10 protein-coding genes and 1 pseudogene are annotated in these 18,676 nt (G+C 41.2%); all 11 read right to left on the bottom strand.

What is annotated here, in order from left to right; all coding sequences use genetic code 11:
• Positions 1-649: 649 nt before the first annotated feature.
• Positions 650-1,242 (bottom strand): annotated as a pseudogene (locus FET73_RS12845) (IS3 family transposase); the annotation flags it as partial.
• Positions 1,232-1,744, bottom strand: a complete 513-nt coding sequence (locus FET73_RS12840) for an AlbA family DNA-binding domain-containing protein (RefSeq protein WP_154224375.1) — start codon at positions 1,742-1,744, stop codon at positions 1,232-1,234. The gene FET73_RS12840 and the pseudogene FET73_RS12845, both read right to left, overlap by 11 nt.
• Positions 1,731-2,390, bottom strand: coding sequence for a hypothetical protein (locus FET73_RS12835; RefSeq protein WP_154224374.1), 660 nt, complete (start codon positions 2,388-2,390; stop codon positions 1,731-1,733). Before FET73_RS12835 ends, FET73_RS12840 begins: the two co-directional genes overlap by 14 nt.
• An 11-nt stretch (positions 2,391-2,401) precedes the next feature.
• Complete coding sequence (locus tag FET73_RS12830; RefSeq protein ID WP_154224373.1) at positions 2,402-2,974, bottom strand: recombinase family protein; 573 nt, start codon at positions 2,972-2,974, stop codon at positions 2,402-2,404.
• A gap of 167 nt (positions 2,975-3,141) precedes the next feature.
• Positions 3,142-3,969 (bottom strand): MipA/OmpV family protein, encoded by an 828-nt coding sequence (locus FET73_RS12825; protein ID WP_154224372.1) that lies wholly within the window; start codon positions 3,967-3,969, stop codon positions 3,142-3,144.
• A 268-nt stretch (positions 3,970-4,237) separates the two neighbouring features.
• A complete protein-coding gene (locus FET73_RS12820; RefSeq protein ID WP_179952283.1) occupies positions 4,238-6,199 on the bottom strand; it encodes a caspase family protein in 1,962 nt (653 codons plus the stop codon).
• A 17-nt stretch (positions 6,200-6,216) separates the two neighbouring features.
• On the bottom strand, positions 6,217-11,886 hold the full coding sequence (locus tag FET73_RS12815) for an autotransporter domain-containing protein (protein ID WP_154224370.1): 5,670 nt from the start codon (positions 11,884-11,886) through the stop codon (positions 6,217-6,219).
• A gap of 138 nt (positions 11,887-12,024) precedes the next feature.
• Entirely contained in the window at positions 12,025-13,755 is a 1,731-nt protein-coding gene (gene recJ / locus FET73_RS12810; RefSeq protein ID WP_343032290.1) for a single-stranded-DNA-specific exonuclease RecJ, read from the bottom strand.
• A gap of 5 nt (positions 13,756-13,760) precedes the next feature.
• Positions 13,761-14,237 (bottom strand): transcription elongation factor GreA, encoded by a 477-nt coding sequence (gene greA / locus FET73_RS12805; protein ID WP_154224368.1) that lies wholly within the window; start codon positions 14,235-14,237, stop codon positions 13,761-13,763.
• Positions 14,238-14,251: 14 nt separating this feature from the next.
• The gene (gene carB, locus FET73_RS12800) at positions 14,252-17,458 is read right to left on the bottom strand and encodes a carbamoyl-phosphate synthase large subunit (protein WP_154224367.1); all 3,207 of its coding nucleotides are present in this window, start codon (positions 17,456-17,458) and stop codon (positions 14,252-14,254) included.
• Positions 17,459-17,461: 3 nt separating this feature from the next.
• Positions 17,462-18,643: a glutamine-hydrolyzing carbamoyl-phosphate synthase small subunit gene (gene carA, locus FET73_RS12795; protein WP_179952282.1), complete on the bottom strand. Its 1,182-nt coding sequence runs from the start codon at positions 18,641-18,643 to the stop codon at positions 17,462-17,464.
• Between the last annotated feature and the right edge of the window lie 33 nt (positions 18,644-18,676).

Genomic DNA, 18,676 nt, shown 5'->3' with positions numbered 1-18,676 from the left:
GGTATCGGACATAGTGAGATTGTTTAAGCTTAGGCATCGCGATTGGTTGGAGGTACAACTAAAACACTAAACATTTCACAACTAACCCACTAAACTTACAACTAACCTACTAAACTTACAACTAACCTACTAAAATAAAACACCGGCTGTAGACGTCAAACTAAACATTTGAATTTATGACTCTGATAAGCCTTAGTTTCCAATTGACCCTTGAATTTTTTGTTCAATATAAAATCAAGTAATCATCAATGATTAAATTATTACCGAATTCGTGGTTTCTTTCGTCAGAATATCCTCTGGGGTTTCATACAACTTGTGTTTCTTTAATTTTATAGTTTGAGCTGCTATGCAAGTGACCATATATCAACGCTCGTGGATTATGTTTTACTATTTCATTTTCTAAATTAGAAGCATACGCAGCAATAATAACATTATCTCTGTAATGATCAGGCAATGATCGCAAGCAAAATGAGTAACCACAATGTTCTTTTGACCTTCTAGTTCATTCAATTTATTTGAAAGCCAGCCTAACGATTTTGTGAATAGCAAAAATATCTATGGAATATATTTTCCAAAATTTTGGAGAAAGTCTAATTTTCTTTTAGTCTGTCATTACTTGCTGACATTGGTAACCATCATTATGTAGTGGTCAAGTAATTTTGGCCACGGTTTTAGATTCAAGCCAGTATTTCGTTCTGACTCATTAGGTGTCAAACCATCATTATTTACATAAGGCCTTACGTTGCAATAGTATCCAACAATGTAGTTGATTACTGATTGTTTTGCTGCCACCAAAGAAGCATAGCCTACTAATGACATCCATTCTGTTTTATAACTCCTGAAGAACAGCTCCATTAGACTATTATCCCAACAATTACCACGCCTGCTCATGCTCTGAGTTATTTGGAAACGCCACAACAATTGTCGGTATTTGATGCTGGTGTAATGGCAACCTTGATCAGAATGAAACATAACGCTTTGAGGGGCTCCTCGTTGCTCATAGGCCATCGTGAGTGCAGCTGCTGTCAAATCAGTGTTGGGCGAATAGCTCATAGCCCATCCAATTATCTTGCGTGAGAACAAATCCATCACCACAGCCAAGTAAGCCCAGCGGCTTCCCGCCCAAACATAGGTCACATCGCCACACCAAACTTGATTGGGTGCCGATACATTGAATTGGCGGTTCAGAAGATTTGGTATGCATATGTGTTCTTTGGTTGCTTTTTTATAGTTATGCTTTGGCAGATGTATTTGTCGATACACCATCAATGTGATTTTTAATTAACTGGTAAACTTCGTTTGGTTTTGCAGGCCTTGCTTCGGAATGGCTTCTTAGATATGGAACATATGAATTTGTATAATAAACAGGCTCTGGACCTTTCTTAATTTTAATTGCCAATAGAACATGGCTACCTATTACTGCAAACTCAAATTCTGGAGTAACGCTTGGGAGAACACAGCCTGTACAAATTTTCTCTATTCTCTCAACCAAATTTTTTCTGGTTGCTTGTTGATGTGCATTTTGAATGCCTACAATCTGATCATTGTCATCAACACCAATAATAATCATTCCGTCGTTTGATGTTGCAAAAGAAGCGATTTCCTTGGCCATCCTCTCATTCCGCTCAAGAATCTCTTTGAAATCAACGAATTGATTTTCTCCTTTCGAAATTATTTCGGGTAGTTGAAGAGATAACTCTTGGTTGGCCCAATCGGGGAATTTATTATCATTACTTTTCTTCATTTGGTATCCAGGGAATTTCAAATATTTTCTTCCAATGGTATTGAAATGTGGGATTTAGGCTATCCATTGACTGTGCATAAAATAAGACGTTATATTTACAATAAATCTTGTCTAGAATTTTTAAGCAATTGTCGATATCTTCGAAAGTAGGCAATTTTTTTGAGCCACGTTTATCAGAGTGGGCAATGAATCTATCAGCATAGCTCTCAACAAGTTCAGTTGATTCTTTAAAGTCTTGAATATCTGATAACACCATATTTTTTGAAACATGTTGATCATTTGGGTTTTCACAGAAAAGGTCGAAATGTTCATCTGCCAAAAATGCTATTGAGCTATCGGAATAAAGCTCAGTATAGTTTTCTCGATACATCAAATGTGGTGCTTCTGAGATTTCGGTTAACAGACGTACTATGGATATACTTTGTTTATCATTCTTGATTTGCCGTCTTAAGCCCATAACAATTAGTGCTATATGTGAATCATTCATATAACGATAAAAATGATTGTCCTCATGTAGCTCAGCATTCTCGTTTATGATTTCAATCACATCTTTAAACATGGATCGGTACATAACTAAATTTTGGGCTTCAACTTTGATTCGTTTAAGCCAACTTTTCCATTTTTCAATAGTTTTAGCTCCATCCATATTTCCTTCCTTTATTTTTCTAGCGATATGTATCTGTAAAAGGTGGCTCTCGATATTTCTAGTGATGAACAAATTTCATTGATTGACAATGATTTGTTTTTATTCATTTCTTGGGCCATTCTAACTTTTGGGTCATTTGCTGACTTCTTAGGCCTGCCACCGAGCCTACCTCGAGCTCTTGCTGCTGCCAGACCTGCATTGGTTCTTTCTTGAATTAATCTGCGTTCAAATTGAGCCAATGCTGAGAAAATGTTAAACATCAGCTCTCCTGATGCAGTGGTGGTGTCAATGGCACCGTCTTGGACAGATTTAAAACCAATGTTGTTTTCTAAAAGAGACTCAATCAGGTTTACCAGGTGTGACATCGATCGTCCTAACCGGTCAAGTCTCCATACAATCAGTGTGTCACCAGATTTGAGCTGTTTAAGACATTGGTCCAATCCCGGCCTTGAACTTTTAGCTCCTGATATTTTGTCGGTGAAAATGAATTCTTCAGTACAGCCAGCTTTTTTTAATGAATCTATTTGCAGATTTAACTCCTGGTCATCAGTTGAAACCCTGGCATATCCGATTTTTTTACCCATTTTCTCAATAAACCATAAAAATAAGGGTATATGATACTTTAATTATTGAGATGTGTATATGAGACTTTTAAGTTACCATATTTTAGAATTTAACATCAAGGAGAGTCATGTATCAAAAAACGAACGTTAATTGATACATGACAAATCTACCTCAGTATATTCAAAAGTTAAAATACATAGATAAAGCCGAGTCCTACTTCGGCTTCGTAATCATTACGCGTGATGGGGCTGTCTTTGATCTCGCTGCTGCCATAATGTTCATACACGGCTTCAGCAAAGATTTGCCAGTTCTCACTCAGATAGTGACGGTAGTTGTAGTTAATGCCTATGGAACGGAAACCTCCATCCAATTCAGTTGCGGCCAAGCCAGAAGCTGCCGCTTGTTCGGTAGTGATACCAAATTCGCGGTTAGCATAGTCCTCATCATGGAAGGTGATACCCACGCCAAGTTCAGACCCACTGCCGTCATTTTGACTGCCAAACCGCATACCACCGCCCAGCAACAAGAAGTTTCCTTCATCGCCAGCCAATAAGCGGCCATCGAACCAATAACGCCAATCGGCATCCAACGCTTTACGTACTTCAAACACCAATTCGGTGCTCTCTTCGGTGTCGCCAAGACCATCTAAGCGACCATCATCTGAGTCATTTTCTTCACGGCCTTCTTCAAAGGCCAAAGTGGCTTGCAACAACCAAGTATCATTTCTCAAACCGCGCCAACCGATAGCTTCGCCAGCAAAGAAAAACATGTTGTTGCCCGTACGGTATTGAATTCCACCTGCCAAATCAGGTTCAACCTCAAACTCATCAGAGCCCTCATAAGCTGACTCATACTCAATACCTAAGCCCAAGCCAAACCCCCAGCCTTCACCGTCAGTGAAATCAAAGATCGATGGCAGTGGTACCATCACTTCTCGGTCTGCTTGTGCATAAGCCAATTGAGAAAAAATCATTGAGAATATAATGCAATATAAGTAGTTCTTAAATTTATTCATTTCGTGCCTCCGAAATTATATTGTTGATTTATTTATGTGAAAAATCTGTTTAAAAGCAGCATAAATATAAGCGGCTTGTAATGTAATCACTACAAAAGGCAACTACTTTTAATACTATACTCTTAAAAATCAAATTGTTACAGTTAAAACGGATTGTTGCGAATAGTTACGGTTTAAAGCAGATGAATATTAATCAAACCGTAACTTTTGGTAAGAATCCGCCCGCTGGTCCTTACAAATGAAATCTAAGGGGTGATTTAACCAAGTCTTAAATTGATTTTGGAAGAAAGTAATATTCACTGCCTTCATGCCCAGCATGTTTGATTGCTGTGTATTCAGGTACTTGAGGCACGCCTGTTAATTTAGAACGTAAACGGACTTGTTGCTCCAATGATTTAAACAAACGATACCCTTCCATCACACCTTCATTTTCATTCAACACATCTAACAATGCGGCGGCAAAAATGGAATGCCCATTCCCACCAGAATCCAGTACTGGTTGCAAACCACCAGATGTCAATACAGTTCTCGCTTTGACACGTGAGGTGAACAACAAATCATTCTCCTCAACCTCATCAGGGAATGGCCTGATAGCTGAACCTGACATGGTTCCTGAATAACATGAATCGGCGATTACCATCACATGCTTGGCATTCATACTCGACATAAATTGGGTGATTGCATCATTGCTGATCCATGTTTTTTTGTCATTCAAGTCAGCATCAGTAGGTATCCAATACCCTTTTTGGCGCTCATCAATCAAACCATGCCCAGCATAATAAACAATTAAATTATCAAATTTACCCAGTTTCTCTTGGTATTCTGCCAAAGTTTGTAAAATGTCAATGTGGCTGGCATTTTCTAAAACTTTGGTTTTATAACCATATGTCTCACGTAAAACTTGACCAATTTTTTGAGCATCATTAACAGCTGTTGATAAGTTCTCAAAGTCGCTGTAATCATTATTTCCGATGACCAAAGCATGATAAGTGCCTAAATCCTTTTTAAAGCGTTTAGTGAATAAATCACTCAGAATGCGTGGCTTAATTTGTTCTAAAACTTGACGTACTATGACAAATTGCTCAATAGACTTAGACCCATCTTTTTTAACTGCTTCAATGCTCACAGGCGTGTCATCACCAACAACCAAATCCACATCAGCACTGAAAATTCCCGTATCTGTTAAGCGGTCTATGATGTTATTTTGATTTAAACTCAAGGCAGCCACATCTTCTGGTGGGTTGACTGTTGCCATGATGGAAATTTGTTCTGCATTTTTGTTATAGACTGGGAAACTTCTTATTCCACGGGTTAACCTAACTTCAGGTGATATCACATTGATGCCAAAATCATCATTAAGAGCTAACTCTTGACCTTGCTCAGTTGCAATTTTTCTCACTAAACTGCTGGCAAGAGTTTTACTTTCTTTATTTTTCTCAGTTAAATTTTTGACTTCACTTTCTAGTTCTGCGATGCGGTTTTTGGCATCTTTACCTGCTTTATTATCGCGAAGTTCAGCCTGTAAACGTTTCATCTCGGCGTTTGCTGATTTGATATAGTCTTGTGTTTTATTGTAGTTATCACTGACCTTACTCAGCTCGCCTTTTAACGAGTTGACTTGTCTTTCTAAGAGTACCCTTTGGTGCTCTTTCTCTCTCCTGTCACGCAGCTCTTGCTCGGTTACCAATTCTAATTTTGCTTCTTTCACACCAGCCGCTTGACGATACAAGTTGATGGCCTTAATTCCGTCTTTTTCGACACCCAGACCTTGCTCATATAAATGCCCTAAGTTTAATTGTGCTTGTGAGTAACCTTGATCAGCCGCTTGCTTGTACCACAACGCAGCAGAAGCGTAATCTGGCTGCCCAGCGACACCTTTTTCAAATAATTCACCCATATAATTCTGCGCTTTGGCATCGCCTGCATCAGCCTGCTTTTTCCAAACTTTTGCCACAGTAGCAAAATTGGCTTCATCATAAGCTACATATTCACCACCACGCAATGCACATTCTTTTGCCGTCAGTTTTGCCGGTTTCCTGGGTGGAATGTAAGTATAGTTTTGTCCCAGCTGCCTGATTTGTGGCGGTAATAAGCAGTCAACAATATACAGTTGATCCGGGGTGATTTGACCCTCTTTAATTTTTTTAACTTTCTTGCTGCGTTTGGCATCAGCACTCGCAAAGACAATACTTGCAAGTATGACAACCATGGTTATTTTTTTAATGTTCATATTCATAAGTTCTCACCTTAAAACTCAAAGCGCAGACCTAAATTAATGGTCCCGCGTGTAAATCCTTCTAACCCAAAGATGCTTCTGTAATTGATATATGCTTGCTTACCATTGGCACCAATAAACACCAACCCTAAGCCCGCATTACCAAATATCCTGTCAGGCTCATCTGTTTCAATCCAAAAAATTTCATCATCCGGGGCATTGATAAATCGTGCTTCTATCAAACCACCGTCATTTTCCATTTCACGGGTCATATTAATGTCAAACTGCGGTGTAATGACGCCTTTCTCTAGGCTGAATGCACGAGACACACTCAAACCCATAGAAGCTTTAAGGCTTTTTATGTCTTGTTGTGCATATTCAAAATTAAACCCACCCGCACCAGATTCTTTAAACGCATCAATGCTTGTGTTGACATAGTTGATGCTGGCATTGGGGGTGATATTCCATGCATTTTTATAAAAATGGTACCCCATGCTCAAAGATGCAGAATATTGGTTTGCACTCGTTTCACCTTTTGCGACTCGATCAATAGTAACTTCATTCAAAGAGAAGTTTATTCGCCTGGATTGATCAAAATTAGGCTGGCCATAACTGATGCGGGTATCAACATAAAAATTGTCATTAACATAGAATGAACCATACCCAGTTAAAGTAATGCCATCAGACTGCATTTCAGCTTCGTCTTCAATCTCTGAATCAAAATTAGCATAACCTAATGCGACACCAAGTACTTTATTATTACTCAAACGGTAATCCAGTCCAGCTGTGATACCGAATGTATCAAAATCGAAACCCAGTTCTCTACCTGTTTTATCACGCTCACCCATAGAAATGGTACCGTTGATAAAGAACCCCCAGGGAGAAACAAAGTCATTAACAGCATTGTTATTTGTGTCGTCATCATCCCCAGCACTGAGGTAGGCTAACATGCCTACAGGGATAGATTCATTGCCATAGGTTGCACGTAAACCTGCCATACTGAAACCACCGCCACCGCCACGTAACTCTGACAATCTGGCGTCAATATTTGTAAATTGAGATGTGATGATTTCTGAAGCAGAATTTGACTGCCCAAGTACTTCGTTCGGTGTGATTTCACGCATCATGTCATGCATTTCATCGTGGTCTTCTTGTGAAGCTTCCCACATCAAAGCACACATGCCCTCTTCCATGGCCCAATAAAAGGACCTGGCACAATAGCTAGAAACATTCTTAATCGCTTGTTGAGTTTGGCTGTCCATACTGCCCATAACACCCTCAATATGGCTCAACAACTCTTCTTCAGTTGGCGTTGGAATCACATTGGTGGTTAAAGAAGCCATGTTATTTGATTCATTAGGGTCAATGGCATCTGAGTTCACCATTGCTGTAACCTCAATTGCTTGTGCGGTTTGAACAATTTTTTCACTGCTCACTTCAAAATTTAATTCGTATTGACTCGCAATTGGCATCCCTATTGGCAATTGACAATGAATGCTTGCTTGGCTATTTTGACACTGCCAAGGTGCGACATTGATCACATCAACTTTTTCAATCAATCCACTTATTTGCGCGCTAACCATGGTTTGCTCTGCGGTGTCAGGGCCCGCATTCTTAACCACAATGGACAAGGGGAAGGTGTCACCTTGCAGAATCTGATTTTGACTGCTACTGACTTGAATGGATACATCTGCCTCTGGAGCTTCATAAGCCAAAACATTGACCTGAGCATAAGAGAGGTTGTTGCTGTTATTGTTATCAAAAGATGAAGAGCTGACTTCAGCAAGTCCCATCATTTCACCTTCAAAACTGATATTTACTTGACCAGATAAAGTCACTTGAACAGAAGACCCTGAGGCCAATGAAGCCAGTTCACACATTAAAGAATTAGTCAGTAAGCTACAACTTAAACCATTACTCTGCGTAATAGAACCTGACACAAACCCCATTGGAATGGCATGATTTAACAACACATTTTGAGCAACACTTGGCCCGCTATTTTTAACTTCAAATGTCCAGTTGAGTTCATCACCAGCTGTCACTTCGTTTTCAGATACAGTTAATTCAACCATCAAATCAGAATTAACGGTGTCTCCTCCCAAGACATTCACAGTCACTGAGTCGGCGTTGTTGCTTGAATTTGATTCATTTAATGCATTAACCAAAACATGGTTTGTGATGGCACCAGCAGTTTGTGGCGATGTTACAGCAAACCTGAGTTCAGGTGCGCTTGCATTTGGCGCTATATCTCCAGAATATTGGCAGTTGATGGTTTGCGTACCTTGGCACAACCAATCTTGACCATTAAACCCATCATAAACCACACCTGGAGGCAAGGTATTAGTCAATGAAACGTTGGTTGCATTAAGCGTTCCTATATTATTGACATTAAAAATAAACTCAAAAGGGCTTTCAACAGCAATTTCACTCGCCGATGCGGTTTGGACAACTGTTAAATCCGGTGCATTAACTGGTGCATTTAAAATACTGTGGCCAGCCTGAACCGATTTATTAATTCCATTGGCGTTTGCATTGACTGTGTGTTGATAAGAGCCAGGTGTATTCCCTGAACGAACAGTGACCTCCCCTCTAAAGAAATCGCCAGGAGACAAAAGTGTATTATTTGAACAATTTAACTGCTGGCCTGCAGTTTGACAGGAAAAATCTGCTCCCGCATAAGATAAAATTGAAAATGCCGGATCAACAGAAAACTGTAAGTTGACGGGGTCTAAATCTACATTGCCAGTATTTCTGATGATAAAAGTTGAAACAGTAGATGCACTAGGATAGGACGAGCTGTGAGAGTTGTTAAGTGTCAATGTATAGTCAGCATTAGGTGATGCCACAATTTGCGTAGACCATTGAGCCAAAACATTCTGTCCTAAGTCAGGCGATTGAACAGTGATTTGATTGTCATAGTTGATATTTGGATCTGGATTATTAGGCGCCATTGCTGACAAAGTAATGTTTGCGATATCTGTTGTAGCCATATTGCCCAACACGCAGTTTACTGTCCCATTATTTTCGGTACAATTCCCAACATCTGTATTAACAGAACTAAAACCAATCCCCTGTGGCAATACAGAATCTAATACCACATTACTCAAATCTTGTGTGCCGTCATTATTAACAGTAACCACATAATCAAATTGACCTCCAGCAACGACTGGGTCAGGCGTTTGTGAAATATTCACTGTCATTGAAGCGTTGACTAAATTCACTGTATTTTGAGCACTTTCAACTGCGGTCAAATTTGTTGCAGTGACGTCCATTTGATTCATGATGCTTGTGACATTAATATCATTGGTTGCAGTCACATTAACTGTCACCATAGAACTTGCTGAAATTGGCAAATCTCCATTGAAAGAACACCCAATTTCAGTTTGACCACCAACAATCGCATCTGTACAAGTCCAATCTACGCCACCATCATAACTAAGTAAAGTCACGTCATTCGGCAACAAATCGACTAAATCCATACCCATCACTTTAAAAGGTCCCGTATTGGTCACATGCAACTCATAACTGAAGTCAGAGCCCAAAGGCACTTCAGTCACTGGAACACCCGAAAGCAAAGCCACCTTAGAAACATTGATGCTGGTAAATGGAGTACTGATGGTGACCGCTGGCGCTGTACTGCTGTTATTACCGGGCGTACTGTCCCCTAAGGAACTGAAACTGGCCGTATTCAAGACAGATCCGTTAGATTCAGCCTGCACATGAATGCTTAAATCTAAGGCATCTCCAAAAGTAAAGGGTGAGTTGCCAGAGTCACAAGTGACCATCCCACCTGTGGGTGAGTTATCGTGTGTACAATTGAAATTAACGCCCGTAGAGTTTTGAGTAAACCCTTGATAACTGACTTCTGATGGTAAGGTGTCTTGTATCAAAATGTCATTCACATCTGAAGCGGGTGTCGTGTTGTGGCTGATGTTAATTTGATAGTCGAATGTATCGCCTACGTTAACATTGGTCAATGACGCGGTTTTGGTAATGGCTAAATCATTAAAGCCACCAAAAACATCAAAACTGTTATTGATGCTGTTATTTGACATGTCAGGGTCAGGTGTTGTTGAACTGGATACCAAAGCATTATAGGCTGCAGAGTTACCCGTCTGAACAGCCAACACGTTTATGTCTATTGGGTGGCTGCTGTTACCCACGATTAAATTACTGCCAGATTCGCAAATGACTGTTCCACCAGGGCTGCTTCCATTGCTGCTGTGCGAACACGCCCAAATGTTAGAAACGGCGACAGATTGGTACTGAACTTCAATCGGCAAATCAAGTGTCATGGTGACAAAATCCGCATCATCTACACTGGCCAAATTATCAACAACGACTTCAATAGGGAAAATTTGCCCTGTGCTATAACTGTTTAAATTGGTAAAAGCGTCAATTTCTAAGTCCACAGGAATTACTGAACCCGTAATTGTAAATGTTGCTGAAGCAATGTTATTACCAGAGTTACTGTCTGGAAATGTACTTGATGCATTGTTAACGACTACATCATTGGGATTACCGGTTACATGGGCAAAAATTTTCACTAAATTTTGTGTGGCGCCTGCCGTCACTGTAGGTACATTACAAGTTAACGTATTACCCGTAAAGCCACAATTACCTGTCATTTCTTGGAAATATTGAGGGTTATTTCCTCCATTGAGTAAGGGATCAAATGTCACACCAGCGGGCAAAGTATCGGTTAAATTGACATTAGTCGCATCAGCGCTGCCTTCGTTATTTAAATAAATCAGGTATTCTGCGACCCCATTTTGAGGCAAATCTGTCACTGGACCAGTGGCAGCAACCCCATCCCAAACAAATTTATCTACATTTATTTCTGCTACAGCAGGACCCGCAATATCATAAGTCATAGAGGTCATGTTGTCTGAAGGGAAAGCATCACTTTCAAATGACGAAGCACTGGCATTGAGGTTGTATGTTCCTGCACTTGCTGTTTGATTAACAACACCGACTATTGTAAAAACTTGTGATTGACCTGACAGCAATGAAGAAACATTACACTCTATGCCGTTTTGACCAAACGTACATTCTGGGTCACTGGCATTCTGATTAAAATTAAATTCTTCACCGTCGAACAAAACACTCACATTTGTGGCATCACCTCCATTATTTATTACAGTAACATCAACACTGATAGGGTCTACAGGGTCAAAAGGTGAGGAAAAGCCAGGTGTAAACGCTATTGAAGTAAATAAATCAGGTGGTTGTATTCCATAGTTGGTATCAACTGAAGAGAAACTGTTGGGTGTACCACCAAAATCTTCCAACACCATATTTATGGCTGGTACAAAACTTTTAACGCCAGGACTTGTGATCACCGGAATTTCAATGTTTTCATTATTTCCTGCTGGTAAAGTGGTTAAAAAGCAGTCAAGGCTTTGAGGGGTATTTAAAGTACAAGTCCAATTACCAAAAATATAATTAGGTGGTGTACCTCCTACTATGTCAAATGCCAAATCAGAATCAGGGATTGTTAACCTTAACTCCATTCCATCAGAGGCGGGCTGATTACCTGTGTTGGAAACATTCAAAGTCACATTGTTAGACAAGCCATCATCATTAAATTGATATGGGTTAACATTGGGCGAAACGGTTAATACCGCTTGTGACCAAACATTAGACGTTAAAGTCAATGTTATAAAAATTATAAATCGATTGAATTGAATTGCCCTTTTCATATTCCCCTCGTTAGTAATTGGTTTGTTAATCAGCTGATGCCAATTATTTTGAACCTAAATCAGTGTAAAAACAATGGGATATATTGATTATTTAGACAAAATCACAAATTGGTCACACTTTTATTGCAGAACATATGTTCAATATATGATGTTTCTGACAATTAATTGTAACCGAGTACGCCCTCTGAATTCATTGATGTCCATTTGGTAGCAAATTTGAACCCGATTACCTTCTGACGGGAAATCACTGGGGTGAATGTTAAAAGCAATGGCGTCCACTTGTTTTAAATCATCCTCAACTTTTAAAGCCAATTTGGTGTGACCCTGCCCCACTTCTTTTTTGTTTTTAATTTCAAACCAGCCATCAAATAACGGTTCAGGAAAATGTTCACCCCAAGGTCCTGATTGTTTGATTGTTTGCGCTGTCTCCTGAAACATAAAATGACTGGGCAGCACACCATCTGTATCCACCACTTTAGCCAAGCCTCCACTGCCGGCCCAAACCTTAACCTTTGAATCAAACGCTTTTAAGAATGCTTTCTTTTGGCTTTGATGTATGGTTAAACCCGCTGCCATGGCATGGCCTCCAAATTTTTGTATCACTTCTGGTTGTTCACTGTCAATTTCAACCAATGCGTCTCGAATATGAAAACCAGTGATACTGCGGGCCGAACCTTTTAGCCATTCTGAACCTTCATTTTCTAAGGCGAACACTATGGTTGGCCGATTAACAGCCTCCTTCACACGTGATGCCAGCAATCCCACGACACCTTGGTGCCAATCTTTATGGTATAAACACAAACCCATTGGTAAGGCATCATCTTGCTTTAACTGCTTAACCACCGAGTCAGCTAAATTTTGCATGCTTTCTTGGATTTCACGCCGTTGTTTGTTGATGCCATCCAACTCTTGCGCCAATTGTTTGGCCATGGACCTGTCATCTGTTAACAACAAATCAATGCCCACACTCATGTCTTCTAAACGCCCTGCAGCATTCAATCGTGGTGCCAAAACAAAACCTAAGGAACTGCTGTCTGCCACTTCAGATGGCCTGTTAGCCACATCAAACAAAGCTTGTATGCCAAAACAACTGCGCCCTTTTTTCATCAAATTCAGCCCCGCATTGACCAATATTCGATTGTTCTCATCTAACTTCACCACATCTGCAACGGTGCCTAAGGCCACCAAATCCAACCATTGACCCACATTAGGTACTTTCAATGCATGCTGATTAAACCAGTCTATCTGTTGCAAGGCCGACTTCAAACGGGCCATCAGATAAAAAGCCACACCGACGCCTGCTAAATTTTTACTTGGGAAAGCATCATCATTTAAATTGGGATTGATGATGGCATCAGCATCAGGTAAGGTCTCAGCAGGTAAATGGTGATCCGTAACAATTACCTTCATTCCTAAAGATTTAGCCAAGGCCACACCCTTATGAGATGAAATGCCATTATCAACGGTAATCAGCAGGTCTGGTTTCTGACTGGCCAAATCATTGACCAACTCGGGTGACAAACCATAACCATAATCAAAACGGTTAGGCACAATAAAACCGATGTGCTTAGCGCCAAAGGCACGCATAGAACGTATGACCAAAGCGGTAGCAGTCGCTCCATCTGCATCAAAATCACCAACCACAAGAATGCGGTGCTGATTTTGAATGGCATCAATCAATAACTCAACAGCTTGATCCACTCCCAATAAACCTTCGGGCCTGTATAAATGTTTGAGTTGGTAATCCACTTGTTTGATGTGGGTCACACCACGGGATTTATAGATTTGAGCTAAAAGGGGATGCAAATGATCCCCTCCTTCGATTTCGAGGTCAGGTATGGCCCGACGCTTGATGGTGATTTGAGTCACACCATTCAGATGTATTGAATGCTTTCAATGAAAAACACCTTGCTCCCGCCTGGTGCTTGTACTTCGATTTCATCGTCTTCGCTTTTGCCAATCATGGCGCGAGCAATCGGTGAACTGATAGAGATTTTACCGCTGTCAATATCAGCTTCCGCATCTCCAACAATCTGGTAAGTCACTTTGTCACCAGACTCATCTTCTTCAAGTATAACCGTCGCACCGAATACCACTTTGTCACCGATGTTCATATTCGTCACATCAATCACTTCACAAGTTGAAATAATACCTTCCAACTCAGCAATCCGGCCTTCCATGAACGATTGTTGCTCACGGGCCGCATGGTATTCTGCATTTTCTTTCAAGTCACCGTGCGCACGGGCTTCAGCCACGGCATCGATGATTTCTGGTCTTTTAACCGTTTTTAAGGTTTTTAATTCTTCTTTCAAGCGCTCTGCGCCTGCTTTTGTAATAGGAGCTCTATTCATATATTAATTATCCTTTAATGTAACTCGTCCAGAGAATATATTTCGTGTGAGTTCAAAAACTCATAAGCTGCGATGGTGGCAGCCGCACCAGCAATGGTGGTAGTGTAGTTTATGCTCTGTTTCAATGCTTCTTTCCTGATTGAGGCAGAGTCAGCAATCGCCTGCGCACCTTCTGTGGTGTTAATGATGAAGTCAATCTCATTACTCTTGATTTTATCAACAATATGGGGACGACCTTCGGTCACTTTATTGACACTTTCACAAAACAGTCCGGCTTCACGCAATAATTTACATGTACCGTGTGTGGCCACCAATTCAAAATTCATGGCCTGTAGCTGTTTAGCTATAGGAATCAAGCGGCTTTTATCCGCCTCTCTGACAGAAACAAAGGCTTTACCTTGCAAAGGCATTGCCACCTTAGCTGCCAATTTAGATGTCGCCACAGCAGAGCCAAATGACTTGCCAATGCCCATCACTTCGCCGGTTGATCGCATCTCAGGTCCTAGGATTGGGTCAACACCCGGAAATTTCAAGAACGGAAACACAGGTTCTTTGATTGAATAATGATTTAAGTCTAAACGCTCTTTAACCCCCTGCTCTTTTAAACTGATGCCAGCCATACACAAAGCAGCAATTTTAGCCAAAGGTAAACCAGCAGCTTTAGAAACAAAAGGCACGGTGCGTGAAGCACGTGGATTAACTTCTAAAATATATATGTCATCGCCTTGAATGGCAAACTGCGTATTCATCAATCCCACAACACCTAATTCTTTGGCCATTAATTTACATTGACGTGATAATTCAGTTTGGGTTTCTTTGCTCAAAGTAAAAGGCGGAATACAGCACGCTGAATCACCTGAGTGAACACCAGCTTGTTCAATGTGCTCCATGATGCCACCGACCATCACATCAGTACCATCACAGATGATGTCTACATCGACTTCAATGGCATGGTCTAAAAATCGGTCTAACAACACGGGAGAGTCATTTGAAACCTGAACCGCTTCTTTCATGTAACGTGCCAACTCAGGTTGAGAATGCACCACTTCCATTGCACGTCCACCCAGGACATAAGATGGCCTGACCACCAAAGGAAAACCTAAGTTGTCAGCCACATCAATGGCTTGTGCTGCAGATGTTACTGTGCCATTGGGCGGTTGTTTCAAACCCAATTTATCCAACATGGCTTTGAATTGTTCACGGTCTTCTGCTTTGTCAATACATTCTGGAGATGAACCTATGATTGGCACACCTTCTTTTTCCAAAGCATTGGCCAAGTTCAATGGTGTTTGACCACCGTATTGTACAATCACACCTTTGGGTTTTTCTATGCGCACGATTTCCAACACATCTTCTAAGGTCAAAGATTCGAAGTACAAACGATCTGATGTGTCGTAATCGGTTGAAACCGTTTCTGGGTTGCAATTGACCATGATGGTTTCAAAACCATATTCTTTCAGCGCCAAAGCGGCATGGACACAACAGTAATCAAACTCAATGCCCTGCCCGATTCTGTTCGGGCCGCCGCCCAAAACCATGATTTTATCTTTGTCTGTTGGCCTGGCTTCGCAGAAAGGCTCGTAAGTAGAGTAAAAATACGCAGTTGGCGAATCAAATTCCGCAGCACATGAATCCACTCGCTTGTAAACTGGGTGAATGTCTAATTCTTGGCGCTTGGCACGAACCAAGGCTTCATCAGTTCCCATCACTTCAGCCATGCGGGCATCAGAAAAACCTTCACGTTTTAATTGAAGGATTTGCTTTTGGCACAAGTCAGCCAATTCATGGGTAGATAACGATTGCTCAATTTTGACGATGCGCTCAATGTGATGCAAAAACCAAGGATCAATCTTGGATATCTCGAACACTTCATCCACACTGTAACCTTGTCTGAAAGCATCCGCCACGTACAGCAGTCGAACTGACGATGGTTCACGAATTTCTTTGTTTAAATCAAAACCTGCTTCGATTTCTTCAGCCGAAACCATCGGATTCAAACCTGTTTTACCTGTTTCCAAGCCACGCATGGCTTTTTGCAAAGACTCATTAAAGGTACGACCCATGGCCATCACTTCGCCCACAGATTTCATCTGCGTGCTCAAACGGTCTTTACTGTGGTTGAATTTTTCAAAAGCAAAACGTGGGATCTTGGTCACCACGTAATCAATGGAAGGCTCAAAAGATGCTGGTGTGGCACCACCTGTAATTTCATTCTGTAACTCATCTAAGGTATAACCAATCGCCAATTTAGCCGCCACTTTAGCAATCGGGAAACCGGTGGCTTTAGAAGCCAAGGCCGATGATCGAGAAACCCTTGGGTTCATCTCAATGATCAACATTTCACCGTCTTCTGGGTTGATAGCAAATTGTACATTTGAGCCACCTGTTTCAACACCAATTTTACGCAAGATAGCCAAAGATGCATCACGCATCACTTGGTATTCTTTGTCAGTTAATGTTTGTGCTGGTGCCACAGTGATAGAGTCGCCAGTATGCACACCCATCGGATCCACGTTTTCAATCGAACATATGATGATGCAGTTATCCGCTTTATCACGAACTACTTCCATCTCGTATTCTTTCCAGCCCAATAAAGATTTTTCAAGCAGCACTTCATTGGTGGGAGATTGCTTCAAACCTTCGGCTGTAATGGCTTCGAACTCTTCCAAATTATAAGCAATACCACCACCTGATCCACCCATGGTGAATGAAGGTCTGAGAATTACTGGGTAGCCTATCTTTTTCTGTACTTCTCGCGCTTCCTCGATGTTGTGAACAATATATGACTCTGACACTTTCAGATTAATATCGTCCATCGCAACCCTAAACTGTTCACGGTCTTCCGCCATATCAATGGCTTCACGAGTCGCACCAATCATTTCTACGCCGTATTTTTCTAACACACCTTGACTGACCAAATCCAAGGAGCAGTTCAATGCGGTTTGTCCACCCATGGTAGGCAACAAAGCATCTGGCTTTTCACGTTCAATGATTTTTGCCACCGTTTGCCAAGTGATCGGTTGGATATAAATTTTATCCGCGGTTTCCGGGTCTGTCATGATGGTCGCTGGATTGGAATTCACCAACACCACACGATAACCTTCATCTGTCAGCGCTTTACAAGCTTGGGTCCCAGAATAGTCAAACTCACAGGCTTGTCCAATGACGATCGGCCCTGCGCCTAATACCAAAATCGTTTTAATGTCTGTACGTTTTCCCATGACTTATCCTTTTACCTGTTGCATGTTATCAATGAATGGTTGGAATAATTTTTTTGCTTCGTGTGGCCCAGGGCTCGCTTCTGGATGCCCTTGGAAACCATATGCTGGCTTGTCTGTGCGTCTGATGCCTTGTACAGAACCATCAAACAATGATTTGTGTGTTACTTCAATGTGAGCTGGCAAATTCGCCTCATCGACTGCATAGTTGTGGTTCTGACTGGTGATCAAAACCGTCTTATCAGCACAGTTTTCTACTGGGTGATTGGCACCGTGGTGTCCAAATTTCATCTTTAACGTCGGTAAGTCCGAAGCCAAAGCCATGATCTGATGCCCCAGACAGATGCCAAATAAAGGAATGTCTGTGTTCAAGAACTCGCGACATGCTTCAATCGCATAATCACAAGCCGCAGGATCTCCCGGGCCGTTTGATAAGAAAATGCCATCAGGATTCATCGCCAACACATCAGCTGCTGATGTTTGAGCTGGAACCACAGTTAACTTACAACCCAGGTCTTTCATAATGCGTAAGATGTTTTGCTTCACACCAAAGTCATAACAAACCACATGGTATTTATCACCATCTGGGTTGGTGTGTTGATTAGAATCTAAATCAAAAGTACCGCCTTGCCACTCGGTGGTTTCACTTTGTGTCACCACTTTGGCCAAGTCTTGACCGCTGGTACCACCGTGATGCTTGGCTTTTTCGATGGCCGATTCAACATCAATGGCATCTGACCCACTGTTAGCGACCATCATACAAGCATTCATAGAACCATTTTGACGCAGCTTTTGAGTCAGTTCTCGTGTATCAATACCAGAAATAGCCACCACTTTATGACGCACTAAATAATCACCTAATGTTTCAGCACTACGCCAGTTACTGGCTTGTTCTGAATAACTGCGAACGATCAAGCCTTTGGCATGTACTTGACTCGATTCATTATCACCCGGATTGGTACCTGTATTGCCAATGTGTGGGTAGGTTAATGTCACCATTTGACCCGCATATGAAGGATCAGACAAAATCTCTTGATAGCCTGTTAGTGCGGTATTGAATACCACTTCACCAACAGATTCTCCTTGAAAGCCAACGGATGTACCGTAAAAAACAGAACCATCTTCCAAAGCCAAAATGGCTTTAGGCTGGTCGCTTGAGGGGAATAAAAACTGATTTAATTGTGTCACTGTGCTCAACTCTTTAAAGGCGTAAAAAAAGCA

Origin of the sequence: Marinicella rhabdoformis (assembly GCF_009671245.1) — a bacterium.
GTDB classification, from domain to species: domain Bacteria; phylum Pseudomonadota; class Gammaproteobacteria; order Xanthomonadales; family Marinicellaceae; genus Marinicella; species Marinicella rhabdoformis.
The sequence above is the reverse complement of the archived record's forward strand: the minus strand, read 5'-3'. Positions and strand labels throughout refer to the sequence as shown.

Bases quoted from the DNA above. Each gene is read 5' to 3' on its own strand.
- FET73_RS12840 (WP_154224375.1), bottom strand. From the start codon at position 1,744: ATGAAGAAAAGTAATGATAATAAATTCCCCGATTGGGCCAACCAAGAG.
- FET73_RS12835 (WP_154224374.1), bottom strand. From the start codon at position 2,390: ATGGATGGAGCTAAAACTATTGAAAAATGGAAAAGTTGGCTTAAACGA.
- FET73_RS12830 (WP_154224373.1), bottom strand. From the start codon at position 2,974: ATGGGTAAAAAAATCGGATATGCCAGGGTTTCAACTGATGACCAGGAG.
- FET73_RS12825 (WP_154224372.1), bottom strand. From the start codon at position 3,969: ATGAATAAATTTAAGAACTACTTATATTGCATTATATTCTCAATGATT.
- FET73_RS12820 (WP_179952283.1), bottom strand. From the start codon at position 6,199: ATGAACATTAAAAAAATAACCATGGTTGTCATACTTGCAAGTATTGTC.
- FET73_RS12815 (WP_154224370.1), bottom strand. From the start codon at position 11,886: ATGAAAAGGGCAATTCAATTCAATCGATTTATAATTTTTATAACATTG.
- greA (WP_154224368.1), bottom strand. From the start codon at position 14,237: ATGAATAGAGCTCCTATTACAAAAGCAGGCGCAGAGCGCTTGAAAGAA.
- carB (WP_154224367.1), bottom strand. From the start codon at position 17,458: ATGGGAAAACGTACAGACATTAAAACGATTTTGGTATTAGGCGCAGGG.